This is a genomic window from Sedimenticola selenatireducens DSM 17993, assembly GCF_000428045.1.
Classification (GTDB): domain Bacteria; phylum Pseudomonadota; class Gammaproteobacteria; order Chromatiales; family Chromatiaceae; genus Sedimenticola; species Sedimenticola selenatireducens.
The window spans coordinates 13,222-29,159 of the sequence record NZ_ATZE01000004.1 but is presented as its reverse complement, the minus strand read 5'-3'; the positions used below and the strand labels follow the sequence as shown (position 1 = coordinate 29,159).

The window sequence follows — 15,938 nt, the reverse complement described above, 5'->3', positions numbered from 1 at the left end:
GACAGAACTCGTATATGACCCTGGTTATCGGGTAGATGGAAAAGAATCTAGTCACGCTAGGATTTTCTCCATCTATCTGGAAGAGATAGGTGGTCGCACGATCACACACCGGCAACATACAAGTAGGGCCAGTGTTTTTTGTAATGCCAATAAAATTTGGCGCTGTTATATAGTACGAGGGTTATATGTCTGATTTAGTTACCGGTGTCGTTAAATGGTTTAACGATGACAAGGGATTCGGTTTCATTGAGCGCGAAGGCGGTTCTGATGTTTTCGTTCACTTCCGTGCAATCAATGGCACTGGTCGTCGCACACTGGCCGAAGGGCAAAAGGTCACGTTTGAAGTGACTCAGGGCCAGAAAGGTCCCCAGGCTGAAAACGTAACTATCGTCTAAGCTACTGATATCCGCTCACCGGAAGCGTGCCTAACGCTTCCGGTGAGCCAATTGAGTACACCGGTTTTTGTTGGACGCACGGATGTCTGCTGGTTCGGTTGTGCCAAAAAATCCTGCTATCCTACCTCCGCCTTGCGCTGCACCGGACCCGGGTAATAGCCGTTTTACTGACCCAGCGTCAGGTTTACTTCCAGTTGCTTGTCCCCAAACAGAATCCTCCGACGCAACAGTGTCAGTCTGGCGTCGTCCCCCGGTTTTTTCTTGAGCAGTTGTATCCGCAAGTCATTCGGAGAAGCAACCACCTCCCCGTCAAATGCCAGAATAATATCATCACGCTCCACACCGCCAAGTTCGGCGGCACTCTCTTTCAAAACTCCACTGACCAGCACCCCATTGTCCGCTTTCTCCATATATATCCCCATTACGGCCGCCGGCGGCAACTCGGCCGCTTCGGAAAAAAGCATGAAATCAGCGATGCCCGGCTCAATCTTCAGATCACCGCCCGGAAGCACCACTGCCGATGATACCTGCTGACGCCGCTGTATCCGGTTGGGAATGCCCGAACTGTGCATCAGGTGTCCGCTGCCAGCCAGGATCACCAGCTGTTTTTGTGGCTGTTCCATCAGATAAGCGGCGGCCCTTTCGGCCATCCCCTCATCCCACAGCAGTTGCACCTGCAGAAACCGTTCAAAGTCCTGACTGATCTCTTTACCGTGCTGATTGAAAATCTGCTTAAGCCGGTCAGTATATGCCTGATCCGAGTAATCAATATCGGCGGGAACCTGACCCCGCTCCTCTTCACTGAGCGATTTCAGACCTGCCTTCGAAACACGTCTCGTAATCTCACGCGGAACATTCAGGGCGATCACTGGAATGCCATTTTCTTTTGCGAAATTCAGGATGGGTCGGTAAAAACGATAATCGTAGACCCAGCGTTCGTACCATTCCGTCTTTCGAAGCATTTCTGCTTCGGATATTTTTCCGGCAATGTAATCGTCCAGATACTGCTGATAGGGTTGTTGAAACATCTCCATCCCGATCGCCAGATCGGCACCGGATTCATAGAGCGCCTCAATAACCGCCAACTGGGCCCGGTGGTGCGCGTAATTATCGTGTGACTCACCCACATAGACCACGCGCCGTGTTGCCAGCACCGGTGTCAAGGTTTTCAGATCCAGGGCCTGATGCAGGTCCAGCACAGTCGCAACCGCCGGGCGAGCCTCTTCCTGCTTGCTTGTTTGTTTGTCCGGGTGATAATCATGCCCACTGGCACTGCGCTGATTTACGGCGGCGTTGCCACAAGCAACCAGAAACAGCGACGAGAAGATCAGAGGAAGGGGCAAGGGACATCGTGTTATAACCATAACCGGCTCTCTTTGACTACAAGACATGCGATCAGACATAAAATATTCGGATTGATTCAACCGAGGTAGATAAATTGCGCATCACGCTCCGTCACGCACATCTCTTGGGAACTTGCAAGAGTTATATTATCAGACGAATAACACTCCTTCTGCTGCTGTTAGGTTCTGCCCCGGCCTTTTGTATTGACACAAATCAGCTGGTGCATCATCAACTGCAGATAGAGATCCTGCCTGAACAGGGACGACTGATCGCAACAGACCAAATCAGCCGGCGCACGGCTGATAGCGAGGTCGAATTCCTGCTGCATGCCGCGTTGACACCGGTCCTGCTTGACAGTGACGCAACCCTGATCGCCGAAGAACTGCTGGATGGGCCGGTGCCGATTCGACGCTACCGGATTCGAACCTCGACTCCCAGAAAAGATTTCTCCATTGCCTACCAAGGCACCATTACACACGAATTAACCAACGAGGGAGAACGCAGCAGCACCCGCCAATCCACACCCGGCCTGATCTCAAAAAACGGTGTCTTCCTGGCCGGGACCAGTTATTGGTACCCCCAGACCGGTAGCTCACCGGTTAGTTTTCATCTGCAAGTAAAACTGCCGGAGGGCTGGCGATCAGTCAGCCAGGGAAGTCATATCTCCGGCCACAGCGGCTGGCAAGAGCAGCATCCCCAGGAAGAGATCTACCTGATCGCCTATCCTTATCATCATTATCAACAGCAGGCGCCGGGACATCTTGCCGAGGTCTACCTGCGGCAACCAGACCCCGATCTCGCTAAACGCTATCTCGATGCCACCATTGAGTATCTCGCCCTCTATGAACGACTGCTGGGTCCCTACCCCTACGCCAAATTCGCCCTGGTGGAGAACTTCTGGGAGAGCGGCTACGGCATGCCCTCATTTACCCTGCTGGGGCCGCAAGTCATACAACTGCCGTTTATCATTCGCACATCTTATCCCCATGAAGTGCTGCACAACTGGTGGGGCAACGGGGTTTACGTGGATGTTTCATCAGGTAACTGGAGCGAAGGTCTCACCACCTATCTGGCAGATCATCTGTTGAAGGAACAAGAGGGCAATGGCGCCGGTTACCGCAGAACCACCCTGCAGAGCTACACCCACTATGTAGCGAGTCAGGACGACTTTCCATTGATCCGGTTTCGTGGCAATCATGGCCAGATCAGCCAGTCCGTAGGCTATGGCAAGACCCTGATGCTGTTTCACATGTTGCGGATGGAACTGGGAGACCAGCAGTTCCTCCACGGCCTGAGGCTGTTCTATCGCACATATCAATTCAAGGCGGCCGGTTTCGATGAGTTGCGGGATGCCTTTGAATCAGTCTCCGGTAGATCATTAAGGCGGTTTTTCAGCCAGTGGCTGACACGCACCGGCGCGCCGATACTAAAGCTGGCATCGGCCGAAACATCCGTCACACCGCAGGGCTACCGCCTGAAAGTCCGCATTGAGCAGACACAGCCGGAGACGCCGTTTCAACTCCATGTCCCGCTCTTTGTTCATTTTGCCGAGAGTGAGCAGGCGGTTCCCTATATCCTTGAGATGGACGAGCGTGCCGCCACGCTGGTGATCGATTCCGAGACACGGCCCCTGAAGGTCAGTGTCGATCCCCTGTTCGATCTGTTCAGGCGACTCGACCCCAGCGAGACCCCCAGCAGTCTGGGACAACTGTTCGGGGCAAAACAGCTGTTCGCAGTCGTACCTGACGCGGCAGATGCGGCGACGCAACAGGCCTATATGCGACTGATCAAACAGTGGCAACAGCGGCAACCTGGCCTCACCCTGCTGCGGGATAGCGCCATCCAACAGCTGCCGGATAGCGGGCCGGTTTGGATTCTCGGCAACAACAACCGCTTTGCCCACCTGTTCGAGCCACTACTCGCGCAACAAGAGCTTATCGGCAAATCGGGTACGCTGGCACTGACGCTGTCCCGGACACGGGGAAACCGGCAGACATTCGGCTATATTTCGACAGACAATCCAACCGCCCTGGGCGGCCTGGCAAGAAAATTGCCCCACTACGGTCGCTACAGCTACGCCCAGTTCAATGGCGATGAGCCTGTCATCAGCCGACGGGGCGAGTGGCGCCTGACTGACAACGCCTTATCCGTTCTTCTGTGGCCAATTATCGAAAAAGAGTATTCGCAGATTCCGGATCATCTGCCGCTGGCCAGGGCCAGCGAGTAGCCCGTGGGCCACTATTTTTTTGGTTTCCTGGCCAGAACGCCGAGTGACAACTTGCCTTTCCCGAACCTCTCCGTTGCATTATCCAACATCGAATAGAGGCGCCGCTCCCGCTCATCATTTTCCCCGGAAGCGAACAGGTCCAGGTTGGCATCCCCACCTTCCCCCCATTCCGAGGCACCCAAACCGATCAACCGAATGGGCCGATCAACGAAGGATGAGGTGACAAACAGTTCCCATGCCACCTGAAACAGGGTGGCGTCCAAATCACTGGCGACCGGGAGACGACGCTGCCGGGTATGGGTCTCAAAACCACCCAGTCGCAGTTTGAGCGTTACCACCCGGCATTTCAGCCCCGCTTTGCGCAGGCTTCTACCGACCTCCGAGGCAAGACTCCTCAGAGTCGCCCTCAGTTGATCCCGGTCGGATATATCCTGATTGAAGGTGGTCTCTTTCGAAATCGACTGCCGACCGCCCTGCACACCCACCCGGTCGGATGAGACCCCCCGTGCCTGGCGATAGAGGCTACCCCCCATCTTTTCACCGAAGTAACTGCTGAGCAGATCCAGCGGCATGGTACGTAGCTGCCGTACGTTTTTAATGCCCAGATGCTGGACCGTCTTCAGGGTGCGTGGTCCAACCCCCCGCAGGTTGGAGAGCGGCATCGGATCAAGAAATGTCTCTATCTCATCCGGTGCGACGACGATCAATCCATCGGGCTTGTCATGTTCTGAAGCCAGCTTGGCAATCAGTCGGTTAGGGCCGACACCAACCGAACAGCTCAATCCGGTCCGCTGCCAGATTCGCTCCTTGACCAGCCCGGCTATTGACCGGGGCGGACCGTACAGCCGCTCAAGACCCGAAATATCCAGGTAAGCCTCATCCACCGAAACCGGTTCTACGACTGGAGAGACGCTCTCCAGCACCTCCAGCACCTGACGTGACGCCTCCGCATAGCGCAGCATATCCGGTTGGAGATAGATGGCGTCCGGGCAGCGCCGGTAAGCCTCGGAGATCGGCATGGCGGAACGGATGCCGAATACACGCGCCTCATAGGAGCAGGTGGAGACCACGCCCCGTCGGCCAGGCTGGGCCCCGACCACGACTGGCCGGCCACGGCATTCCGGCCGGTCACGCTGCTCTACCGCAGCAAAAAAGGCGTCCATATCGACATGCATGATCCATCTGATGATCGGTCCTGTCATGGTCACGGCGTGGCCCGGGTAAATTTATCTCGATCCAAGGCCGATCCATAAAGCGCGCCGGCCACTACCACACGGATTGTAGCGCGCCGCTCTGCCCGGGAAAATGTTATCAGCCCCCGTTGGCGGGCCGTGTATAGGAAAAGTGGCTAGATTACGCAGAGTTGGCTTACAATGCTGACACAGCCGGTTCGATCAGAACAGGCGTCCCGACACGGTTTTTGTGCGGACGGCCGATCGGCCCTAAATTCCCGGCAGGTGGAGTACAGGAACAGAAATCCATCGGCCATCGTTCGATTCATCTGTCCAACGGAGTAGCAAGTTGTCTCAGAACAATACAACCAATAACAGTGAAAGCGGTGAGGAACCACGAGTCGAGCTTGAAACCTTCATCCCTTACCGTCTGTCCGTGTTAAGTAACTTTGTTTCCGGCAGTATCGCTACTATCTACTCGGAGCGATTTAACATCAGCATCATGGAGTGGCGGGTAATCGCTGTTCTCGGTAATTATCAGCCCCTTTCGGCAAACGAGATCTGTGAGCGCACCAACATGGACAAGGTACAGGTAAGCCGGGCCGTCTCCAGCCTGACCAAGTCCGGTCGGGTGCTGCGCAAAACCGACAAAAAAGACCGGCGCAAATCCCAACTGAGACTGGCTGCCAAGGGCATGAAGGTCTATCAGCAGATAGTCCCCCTGGCCCTGGAGCGTGAACGCCAGCTGCTCACCCCGTTCAACGCCAAGGAGATTAAGGAGTTTGATCAGCTATTGAGTAAACTGGAAGCACGCGCCCGCGAACTCTGCATTACCAGTTAATCCTCCCCCGCCGCCAGTCCCGGCGTCATGGGCGGGACTGGCAAACCATGCCGGATATCCCTGTGTATAAACATGGTGAATTGGTCATATCCGGCACTACAGGTCCTATCGATCATCATCCAGACTGAACCGCATCCCCCTGGCTAATAGCCGGCACCCACCAAACTTCCGGGTTAATAACTATACTTTCCCTCATGGGAACCCCCTGGTTCGGCCCATTTCAGGGCCCCTTAATTAGCCTACTTTTTTAGATGTTGTTATTAGTTGCTTTTGCAACTATATTTATCGCAACTGACATATGTCATGATTTACAGTTTCACCGGTAACTAATATTTCTCAAACCGGACAGATAGAAGGTATCTCTATGAGCAAGAAATTTGCATCCCACGCTGATGTCGACGAGAAAACAGTCTCATTCGATAAACTGGCCGAGGGCGTTTACGCCTACACCGCGGAAGGCGATCCCAATACCGGTATCATTATTGGTGATGACGGTGTGATGGTAATCGACACCCAGGCGACCCCGGATATGGCGCAGGATGTGATCAGACGCATCCGTGAAGTCACGGACAAGCCGATAAAATATGTAGTGCTTTCACACTACCACGCTGTTCGCGTGATGGGCGCCTCGGCCTACAACGCCGACCACATCATCGCCAGCCAGGCCACTTATGACCTGATTGTCGAACGTGGCCAGTTCGATTTTGATTCCGAGGTGGGCCGCTTCCCACGCCTGTTCCAGGGCGTCGAATCTGTTCCCGGGCTCACCTGGCCGAGCATCGCCTTTGAAAGCTCAATGACCCTGTGGATGGGCAAGCGCCGTGTCGAGTTGATGCACGTGGGGCGCGGTCACACAAAGGGTGACATCGTGGTCTGGCTGCCAGAAGAGAAAGTCCTGTTCAGTGGCGACCTGGTTGAGTTCGGCGCCACCCCCTACACCGGTGATGCCTACCTCTCCGACTGGCCCCAGACACTGGCCAATGTTCGCGCGTTGGGTGCCGAGAAACTGGTACCCGGACGCGGTGATGCCCTCACCACCCCCGAGACCGTCGAGGCGGCCATCAGCGGCACCCAGGATTTCCTGACCCAGATGTTTGAAAGCGTGAAGAAGGGGCGGGCTGCGGGAAAAGAGCTGAACGAAATCTACACCGAGACCTACCAGGTGCTGCAACCGCAATTTGGTGACTGGGTCATATTCGACCACTGCCTGCCATTCGATATAACCCGTGCCTATGACGAGGCCGGCGAATATCCGGACCCCCGCATCTGGACCGCCGAGCGTGACACCGAGATGTGGCATGCACTGCAGGACGCGCTCTGATTTGAGCCGGAAACACATCCGCCACGCAGACAGATAAAGGCGAAAAGCCAGTATAAAAGGAGGATCAACCAACCATGATGCAGACCCATCAGAACCCAGTCTACGAGTATGTCCACTCGGCCGATCAGGACGCCGTCACCCCGGTTCACCACCCGGTGATCGTGGTGGGCGCCGGACCGGTCGGCATGGCGGCCGGACTGGACGCTGCGGCCCAGGGCATCCAGGCCGTGATCCTGGACGACAACAATACCGTCAGCATCGGCTCTCGTGCGGTCTGTTATGCCAAGCGGGCCCTGGAGATTCTCGACCGACTCGGTTGTGGCCAGCGCATGGTGGACAAGGGCATCACATGGAACCTGGGTAAGGTGTTTTTCCAGGAAGACCAGGTCTACTCCTTCAACCTGCTGCCGGAGTCGGATCATCACCGCCCCGCGTTCATCAACCTGCAGCAGTACTACCTGGAAGAGTACATGGTTGACCAGATCCAACAATCCGAGAATCTGCAACTACGCTGGAAGAGCCGGGTAACGGCCGTCGAAGAGAAGGATAACCGGGTCGAGATCCGGGTGGAGACGCCGGAAGGCGAGTACAGCCTCACCTGTGACTACCTGATCGTGGCCGATGGCGCCAACAGCGGCATTCGCAAGATGATGGGCCTGGAGAGCAGTGGCCAGGTGTTTCAGGACCGCTTCCTGATTGCCGACGTGGTGATGGAGACCGATTTTCCGCCGGAGCGCTGGTTCTGGTTCGATCCCCCCTTTCACAAGGGCGGCTCTACCCTGCTGCATCGGCAAGCAGACAACGTCTGGCGTATCGACTTCCAACTCGGCTGGGATGCTGATCCGGAAGAGGAGAAAAAGCCGGAAAATGTCATCCCCCGACTCAAGGCGATGCTGGGTGAGGAGACCCAGTTCGAACTGGAGTGGACCTCGGTCTACACCTTCCAGTGCCGCCGCATGGAACAGTTCCGCCACGGTCGCCTGTTCTTTGTCGGCGACGCCGCGCACCAGGTTTCCCCATTTGGTGCCCGCGGTGCCAACAGCGGCTTCCAGGACACCGACAACCTGCTATGGAAACTGAAACTGGTGCTGGACGGCAAGGCGCCGGACAGACTGCTCGACAGCTACAACGCGGAACGGGTCCCGGCAGCCGATGAGAACCTGCTCAACTCAACCCGCAGCACCGACTTCATCACCCCCAAGAGCAAGGTGAGCCACACCTTCCGCGACGCCACCCTGCTGCTGGCCGAGGAGTACCCGTTCGCCCGCAACCTGGTCAACAGCGGCCGCCTCTCCATGCCATCGGTATACCGTGATTCCCCACTCAATACGCCGGACGAGGCAAGTTTCGACAGCGCCATGGCACCGGGCACACCCAGTACCGATGCACCGGTCAATGACGGCGACTGGTTTTTGCGGCTGATCAGCAATAACCGCTTCAACGGACTCTATTTCTGCCAGACAGACGGCTGCCTCAGCCGTGAAGAGCAGGCGACACTAAGCGCTCTGACGGAAAACACGGAAATCCCGCTCACTATTCTGGCTGTGGGACTCAGCCCTGACATCAATCAACCCGCCGGGGTCAACCCGGTGACTGATCCCAAAGACATGCTGAAACAACGTTTCGATGGCCAGCCCGGCACTTTCTATCTGTTCCGCCCGGATCAGCACATCACCGCACGCTGGCGCGACCTGGACCAAAAGAAGATCGAAACCGCCCTGAACCGGGCCACCGGCCGGAGCTGAAGGAGCACAACAGAGATGATCGAGACACGCAAACTGAATATCCAGCCGGCGCTCAGTCGCCCGGATGACTTCTATAACGCCCTGGTGGATATGCATCGGGACCTGAGTGAGGAGCAGAGTCAAATGGCCAACGCCAAGCTGATCCTGCTATTGGCCAATCACATCGGTGACGAGGAGACCCTGGAAGAGGCACTGAAGATTGCCGCTGAAGGGCTGAACTGACCGACCGACTTTAACACAACCGTCTAATTGACAGGAGCCACCTGTGGAAATCAAACAGATTCATCACGTCGCATACCGTTGCAACGACGCCAAGGAGACCGTGGAGTTCTATACCAAGAATCTCAACATGGACTTCCTGCTGGCCATTTCGGAAGACAAGGTCCCCTCGACCAAGGAACCCGACCCCTACATGCACCTGTTCATGGACGCCGGGATGGGTAATATCCTGGCCTTTTTCGAGGTACCGAACTCCCCGCCGATGGGCAAGGACCCCAACACCCCGGGTTGGGTACAGCACATCGCTTTCCGGGTAGAGGATGAAGCCGCCCTGATGGAGGCCAAGGCACAGCTGGAGGCCAACGGTATCGAGGTGGTGGGGCCAACCAACCACGAGATCATCAAGTCTATCTACTTCTTTGATCCCAACGGCCACCGCCTGGAGCTGACTGTCGTCACCGCGACCCAAGAGATGTTGGACGAGTTGCATGCCATCGCCCCCACCATGCTGGAGGAGTGGAGCAAGACCAAGAAAGTCGTCACCCACGCCTCCTGGCTGCACGAAAAGGAGTTCAAGGAGTAATCGCGGATTTACCGGCACCAAGACACATTGTAGGTTGGGGTGAGCGGAGCAAACCCCAACCTACAGAAAGGTCAAGTCGTTATCTGTGTTTATTCGCGGCGAATGTTTTATAAGACAACACCCGTTTCCCGGGTAAAAGGAAAAAACCATGAAACTGGCTTCACTGAAACAGGGGCGTGACGGCGTGCTGCTGGTGGTCTCCAAGGACCTCCGCCGCGCGGTACGTGCCGACGATATTGCACCCACCCTGCAAGCGGCACTGGATGACTGGAATGCAACTGAGCCAAGGCTGCAGGAGCGATATAAACAGCTCAATGCGGGCAGTGCGCAAGACTCCTTTACTCTGGACATGGCACAACTCGCCTCCCCCCTGCCCCGCGCCTACCAGTGGGCCGACGGCAGCGCCTATGTCAATCATGTGGAGCTGGTGCGCAAGGCGCGGGGCGCCGAAGTCCCCGAGAGTTTCTGGCACGATCCGCTAATGTACCAGGGTGGCTCTGACAGTTTTATCGGTCCCCGCGAACCGATCCGCATGGCGGATACCGCCTGGGGTATCGACTTTGAGGGCGAGGTGGCGGTGATCACCGGTGACGTACCGATGGGCTGTAACAGCGACCAAGCTGCCGGACAGATCCGTCTGCTGATGCTGGTCAACGATGTCTCCCTGCGCGGTCTGATCCCGGCCGAACTGGCCAAGGGTTTTGGCTTCTTCCAGTCCAAGCCCTCCAGCGCCTTCTCACCGGTAGCCGTGACACCGGATGAACTGGGCGAGCACTGGCGGGATGGCCGGGTCAGCCTGCCGCTACTGATCGATTACAATGGCGAGCCCTTCGGCAAGGCCAATGCCGGGGTGGACATGACGTTCAACTTTCCCCAACTGATCGCCCATGCCGCCAAGACCCGTCCGCTCGGCGCCGGCGCCATCATCGGCTCCGGCACCGTCTCCAACAAGCAGAACACCGAGTGGGGTTCGGCCATTGCCGAAGGCGGGGTTGGCTACTCCTGTATTGCCGAGGTACGGATGATCGAGACCATCAACAGCGGCAAGCCGGAAACCCCGTTCATGAACTTTGGCGATACCATCCGCATCCGCATGGAGGATGCGGCAGGTAACAACATCTTCGGCGATATTGACCAGCAGGTGGAGCAGTACGTCGGACCATGATGACACTGTACGACTACTTCCGCTCTACCGCCGCCTACCGCGTGCGTATCACGCTCAATCTGAAGGGGCTCGACTACCAACAGGCGCCGGTCAATCTGCTCAAGGGTGAGGATCACGGCACGGATTACCGGGCGGTCAATCCCCAGGGATTGGTGCCGGCACTGACTGTGGATAAGGCGGTGCTGCAACAGTCACTGGCCATCTGCGAATACCTGGATGAGGTGGAGCCGGAACCTCCCCTGTTACCGGGTGATCCACTGCAACGGGCACAGATCCGCGCCCTGGCACAGATGGTGGCCTGTGACATTCACCCGGTAAACAACCTGCGCATTCTAAAGTACCTGACCGGTGAACTGGGAGTCAGCGAGGCGCAGAAGTTGAACTGGTATCGCCACTGGATCGACGAGGGGTTCCGCCCGATCGAGCAGATACTGGAGAAAACCGCTCCCGACGGGCCGTTCTGTTTCGGCGAACGGGTGACCTTGGCGGATATCTGCCTGGTACCCCAGGTCTACAACGCGCGCCGCTTCGAACTGGACCTGAACCCCTATCCCCGCATCGTGACGATCGAGCAGCACTGCCTGACCCTCGACGCCTTCGAGCGGGCCAAGCCGGATAACCAGCCAGACGCACATTGAACCCGAGCAGTGCGCTGGTTATCTAATAATCAGTCCATTTAGGAATGTAGCCGCGAGGAGTGGTGCAAGGGTGCACCGTTTACGGACCTAAGGATGGAATGAACGCGAATGGGTGCAAATGGTTTCCAGGCTATCCCAACCTGTCACCGCCTGGGCAGGCAGGGTGGGCAAGCGAAGTGCATCCACCAGCGCGTGTAGGTTGAGTGAGCCTGCGAACCCTAACGAAGGGGATTGCACGGATCCACCGGGCGTTGGGGTTCGCTCCGCTCACCCCAACCTACCGAAGGGCCGAGTCGTCCACCGCGTTCATTCGCGGCTGATAATTTTTTCTCATGAATCGGCCAGCGGCCGGGAGGAGCAGCATGGGACAACTCTGGGATAACCCGATGGGAACCGACGGGTTCGAATTCGTGGAGTACACCTCACCAGAGCCGGAGGTACTGGGCAAGCTGTTCGAGCAGCTCGGTTTCGTCGCCATCGCCCGCCACCGTTCCAAGGCTGTCACCCTCTACCGCCAGGGCGACGTCAACTTCATCATCAACGCGGAGAAAACCGGCTTCCCGCGCTCGTTCGCCCAACAGCACGGCCCCAGTGCCTGCGCCATCGCCTTCCGGGTGAAGGATGCGGCACACGCCTACCAGATGGCCCTGGAGCACGGCGCCTGGGGCGTGGAGACCAAGGCCGGCCCCATGGAACTCAACATTCCCACCATCAAGGGGATCGGTGACTCCCTGATCTACCTGGTGGATCGCTATGGTGACAAGGGCAGCATCTATGACGTGGACTTCGTTCCCATCAAGGGGGTCGATCAGTACCCGAAGGGAGTTGGTTTCACCTACATCGACCACCTCACCCACAATGTCTATCGCGGCCGCATGGACGAGTGGGCCGACTTTTATGCTCGCCTGTTCAATTTCAGGGAGGTGGGCTATTTTGATATCGAGGGCAAGCTGACTGGTCTCAAGTCCCGTGCCATGACCAGCCCCTGCGGCAAGATCCGCATCCCGATCAACGAGAGCAGTGACGACAAATCCCAAATCCAGGAGTACCTGCACGCCTACCATGGCGAGGGGATCCAACACATCGCCCTGGGTACGGATGATATCTATGCCACGGTGGAGCAGCTGCGCCATAAGAAGGTGCCGCTACAGGAGACTCTGGATACCTACTATGACCAGGTGGACCAGCGGGTGCCCGGTCACGGTGAAGACCTGGAGCGACTGCGGAAAAATCGCATCCTGATCGACAGCGCCCCCACCGAGGCCAGGGCCTCCTGCTGCAGATCTTTACCAGCACCGTGATCGGTCCGATCTTTTTCGAGATCATCCAGCGCAAGGGCAACGAGGGGTTCGGCGAGGGCAACTTCCGCGCCCTGTTTGAATCGATCGAGCTGGATCAGCTGCGGCGCGGCGTGATCAGCGACGATACGGCGAGCCACTGACGGCTCTGTTATGATCCTCTCCAAGTCGCAAAAAAACCGCGTAGGTTGGGTGAGCGGCGTACAGGCACCGCGCATCCAGACCACGACAAAACCCGGGCGTCGCGCAACCCAACGCATCCACGGTCGTAAAATGGTGTGTTACGGCGCACTCCCATATGCATTCCCACACAGAGCGTGGGAACGAGGAACAGGCAGATCATGACGTTTTCATTTCATGCCTGATCAGTGCTATTCTTTTATTACGTTTACGTAAGCGTAAAGCATATTACCGGTGGAGATATCAATGGCAGAACTGCTCTGGCAGCCAAAACCCGAACAAATCGAACAGGCGAACCTGACCCGTTTTCGTCACTTCGTCAATCAGAAGCATGGCATCGAACTGGCCGACTACCCGGCGCTTTACCAGTGGTCCATCGACCAGCCGGAAGCGTTCTGGTGCGCGGTCTGGGAAGAGAGCGGCGTCATCGCCGAGACCCGTGGCGAGACGGTGCTGAAAGATGGCAACAAAATGCCCGGCGCCCGCTGGTTTCCCCAGGCCCGGCTCAACTTTGCCCAGAATCTGCTGCGCCGCCGGGATGACAGCGATGCGCTGATATTCCGGGGTGAGGACAAGGTGCAACGACGGGTCAGTCATCGGGAACTCTATAACCATGTCTCCCGGGTGGCCCAGGCGCTGAAGGCAGCCGGTATCGGCCAGGGTGATCGAATCGCCGCCTACCTGCCGAACATGCCGGAGACTATCATCGTCATGCTGGCCGCCAGCAGCCTGGGCGCCATCTGGTCCTCCTGTTCGCCCGACTTCGGGGTCAACGGCGTGGTGGACCGCTTCGGACAGATCGAACCAAAACTATTGTTCGTCGCCGACGGCTACTACTACAACGGCAAGACCCATGACAGCCTGGAGAGGATTGCCAAAATACGCCGACGCATCCCCTCTATCGAACGGGTGGTGGTGATTCCCTATACCCGGGACACGTTCGCACTGGATGCGATCGACGGCGCCCTGCCCCTGGGGCAGTTCATTGATGGTTATGCCGCACAAGAGATCAGCTTCGAGCAGCTGCCGTTCGATCACCCGCTCTACATCATGTTCTCCTCCGGTACCACCGGAGTACCCAAGTGCATCGTGCACGGCGCCGGCGGCACCCTGCTGCAGCACCTCAAGGAGCACCGCCTGCACACCGACGTGAAACCGGGCGACCGCACCTTCTTCTTTACTACCTGCGGCTGGATGATGTGGAACTGGCTAGTCTCCGGACTGGCTGCCGAGGCGACCCTGCTGCTATATGACGGCTCCCCCTTCTACCCGGACGGCAACGTGCTGTTCGACTATGCCGATGCGGAAAAAATGACCCAGTTCGGCACCTCGGCCAAGTTCATCGATGCCATCAACAAGGCGGGGCTGAAACCGCGTCAGACACACGATCTCGCCAGTGTTCGCACCCTCTGCTCCACCGGTTCCCCGCTGGTGCCGGAGGCGTTTGATTTCGTCTACGAAAACATCAAGCAGGACATGTGTCTCTCATCCATCTCCGGCGGCACCGATATCATCTCCTGTTTCGCGCTGGGCAACCCGGTGCTACCGGTCTACCGCGGCGAACTGCAGACCCGTGGCCTTGGCATGCAGGTGGAGGTATGGAACGACGACGGCAAGCCGGTGCGCGGGGAAAAGGGCGAGCTGGTTTGCACCAATCCGTTCCCCTCCATGCCGATCGGCTTCTGGAACGATCCCGACGGAGAGAAGTACCACAGCGCCTACTTCGACCGCTTCCCCAACGTCTGGTGTCACGGTGATTACGTGGAGCTGACGGCACAGGATGGCATCATTATCTATGGCCGTTCCGACGCGGTGCTCAATCCCGGCGGTGTGCGCATCGGCACTGCGGAGATCTACCGCCAGGTGGAACAACTGGACGAGGTGGTGGAGAGCCTGGTAATCGGCCAGGAATGGGAGGGCGATGTGCGGGTGGTGCTGTTCGTGCGCCTGCGGGACGGCCTGACTCTGGATGATGCCCTGATCGACAAGATCAGGAAACAGATCCGCGCCAACACTACGCCACGCCATGTACCGGCCCGGGTCGTGCAAGTCAGCGACATTCCGCGCACCAAGAGCGGCAAGATCGTGGAGCTGGCGGTACGCGAGGTGGTGCATGGGCGACCGGTGAAGAACAAGGAGGCATTGGCCAACCCGGAGGCGTTGGAGCAGTTCGCCAACCGCCGGGAGTTACTCTCCTGAAAACCGACCGGCGCCCACCACTAGGGTGGGCGCCGGTCCATTGCGCTCATAAATCCAAAGCTTACTGTTTATCGCATGCGTGCCATGCCACCCATTGGCCGCAGCTCGTCGGCGATCTTCTGCTGCTCGGGTGTCAGACTGGCGTAGAGTTTCTCTATGGCATCGGCCATTTCGGTCATTTGGCCAGCACCATTGCGCATACGCTCAACCCGCTCCGCCACCGTCATGCTCCTACCCGCTTCACGAGCTGCCTGACGTGCCTCCAGGCGCGAGCTCATCTTCTGCTTCATGCTCTGCTCAAAGGCTTGCCAGGCCGGCTCCTGTTCCTCGGTAATACGCAACTTGTACTTGATCATATCCAGGCCCTGCTCCATTCTGGCCGCAGGATCACCGGATCTGCCATGCCCAAAACCGTGGCGACCCCACTGACTCTTGCCCCCATCCTGCATACTTACCGGCCCCTGACCATATCCACAGCGGTCATAACGGCCATTGGCGGATACATACGAGAGCGACGCGAGGCTGATGCCAACCACGGTGACTGCTGTAAGAATAATCTTGCTCGAACGTTTCATGATTTACCCTCTCTGCTGATGGAGCGGCATACCCCC

At 57.5% G+C, this 15,938-nt stretch carries 15 protein-coding genes; 12 read left to right on the top strand and 3 right to left on the bottom strand.

Annotation, left to right across the window (positions count from 1 at the left end; genetic code table 11):
- Positions 1-185: 185 nt before the first annotated feature.
- Positions 186-395, top strand: a complete 210-nt coding sequence (locus tag A3GO_RS0104425; RefSeq protein ID WP_029132379.1) for a cold-shock protein — start codon at positions 186-188, stop codon at positions 393-395.
- Positions 396-559: 164 nt separating this feature from the next.
- On the opposite strand, the gene A3GO_RS0104420 is transcribed toward A3GO_RS0104425, so the two are convergent.
- The gene (locus A3GO_RS0104420) at positions 560-1,759 is read right to left on the bottom strand and encodes a ChaN family lipoprotein (protein WP_037374683.1); all 1,200 of its coding nucleotides are present in this window, start codon (positions 1,757-1,759) and stop codon (positions 560-562) included.
- Between the two features lie 200 nt (positions 1,760-1,959).
- On the opposite strand from A3GO_RS0104420, the gene A3GO_RS22500 reads away from it, so the two are divergent.
- A complete protein-coding gene (locus A3GO_RS22500; protein ID WP_157606709.1) occupies positions 1,960-3,966 on the top strand; it encodes a M1 family metallopeptidase in 2,007 nt (668 codons plus the stop codon).
- Positions 3,967-3,977: 11 nt separating this feature from the next.
- Here A3GO_RS22500 and dinB read toward each other — a convergent pair whose 3' ends face one another.
- Positions 3,978-5,168, bottom strand: coding sequence for a DNA polymerase IV (gene dinB / locus A3GO_RS0104410; protein WP_245621662.1), 1,191 nt, complete (start codon positions 5,166-5,168; stop codon positions 3,978-3,980).
- A gap of 319 nt (positions 5,169-5,487) precedes the next feature.
- Between dinB and A3GO_RS22495 the strand changes: the two genes are divergently transcribed.
- The 10 genes from A3GO_RS22495 to A3GO_RS0104365 all read left to right on the top strand — a co-directional run bounded on the left by A3GO_RS22495 (position 5,488) and on the right by A3GO_RS0104365 (position 15,327).
- Positions 5,488-5,979 (top strand): MarR family winged helix-turn-helix transcriptional regulator, encoded by a 492-nt coding sequence (locus A3GO_RS22495; RefSeq protein WP_037374681.1) that lies wholly within the window; start codon positions 5,488-5,490, stop codon positions 5,977-5,979.
- A gap of 364 nt (positions 5,980-6,343) precedes the next feature.
- Positions 6,344-7,300 carry an MBL fold metallo-hydrolase gene (locus tag A3GO_RS0104400; RefSeq protein WP_037374680.1) on the top strand — a complete coding sequence of 319 codons (957 nt, stop codon included), beginning with the start codon at positions 6,344-6,346 and terminating at the stop codon, positions 7,298-7,300.
- A gap of 74 nt (positions 7,301-7,374) precedes the next feature.
- Entirely contained in the window at positions 7,375-9,045 is a 1,671-nt protein-coding gene (locus A3GO_RS0104395) for an FAD-dependent oxidoreductase (RefSeq protein WP_029132375.1), read from the top strand.
- 15 nt (positions 9,046-9,060) lie between these two features.
- Entirely contained in the window at positions 9,061-9,267 is a 207-nt protein-coding gene (locus tag A3GO_RS0104390; protein WP_029132374.1) for a DUF2783 domain-containing protein, read from the top strand.
- Between the two features lie 43 nt (positions 9,268-9,310).
- Positions 9,311-9,847: a VOC family protein gene (locus A3GO_RS0104385; protein WP_029132373.1), complete on the top strand. Its 537-nt coding sequence runs from the start codon at positions 9,311-9,313 to the stop codon at positions 9,845-9,847.
- Positions 9,848-9,995: 148 nt separating this feature from the next.
- Positions 9,996-11,012: a fumarylacetoacetate hydrolase family protein gene (locus tag A3GO_RS0104380; protein WP_029132372.1), complete on the top strand. Its 1,017-nt coding sequence runs from the start codon at positions 9,996-9,998 to the stop codon at positions 11,010-11,012.
- A complete protein-coding gene (maiA, locus tag A3GO_RS0104375) occupies positions 11,009-11,650 on the top strand; it encodes a maleylacetoacetate isomerase (RefSeq protein WP_029132371.1) in 642 nt (213 codons plus the stop codon). Before A3GO_RS0104380 ends, maiA begins: the two co-directional genes overlap by 4 nt.
- Before the next feature lie 362 nt (positions 11,651-12,012).
- Positions 12,013-12,951, top strand: a complete 939-nt coding sequence (hppD, locus tag A3GO_RS22490) for a 4-hydroxyphenylpyruvate dioxygenase (protein WP_418064551.1) — start codon at positions 12,013-12,015, stop codon at positions 12,949-12,951.
- Positions 12,948-13,091, top strand: coding sequence for a hypothetical protein (locus A3GO_RS26815; protein WP_418064550.1), 144 nt, complete (start codon positions 12,948-12,950; stop codon positions 13,089-13,091). Before hppD ends, A3GO_RS26815 begins: the two co-directional genes overlap by 4 nt.
- Before the next feature lie 283 nt (positions 13,092-13,374).
- A complete protein-coding gene (locus tag A3GO_RS0104365) occupies positions 13,375-15,327 on the top strand; it encodes an acetoacetate--CoA ligase (protein WP_211245081.1) in 1,953 nt (650 codons plus the stop codon).
- Positions 15,328-15,395: 68 nt separating this feature from the next.
- Here the strand turns inward: A3GO_RS0104365 and A3GO_RS0104360 are convergent, their stop codons facing one another.
- Positions 15,396-15,902: a Spy/CpxP family protein refolding chaperone gene (locus tag A3GO_RS0104360; protein WP_029132369.1), complete on the bottom strand. Its 507-nt coding sequence runs from the start codon at positions 15,900-15,902 to the stop codon at positions 15,396-15,398.
- Between the last annotated feature and the right edge of the window lie 36 nt (positions 15,903-15,938).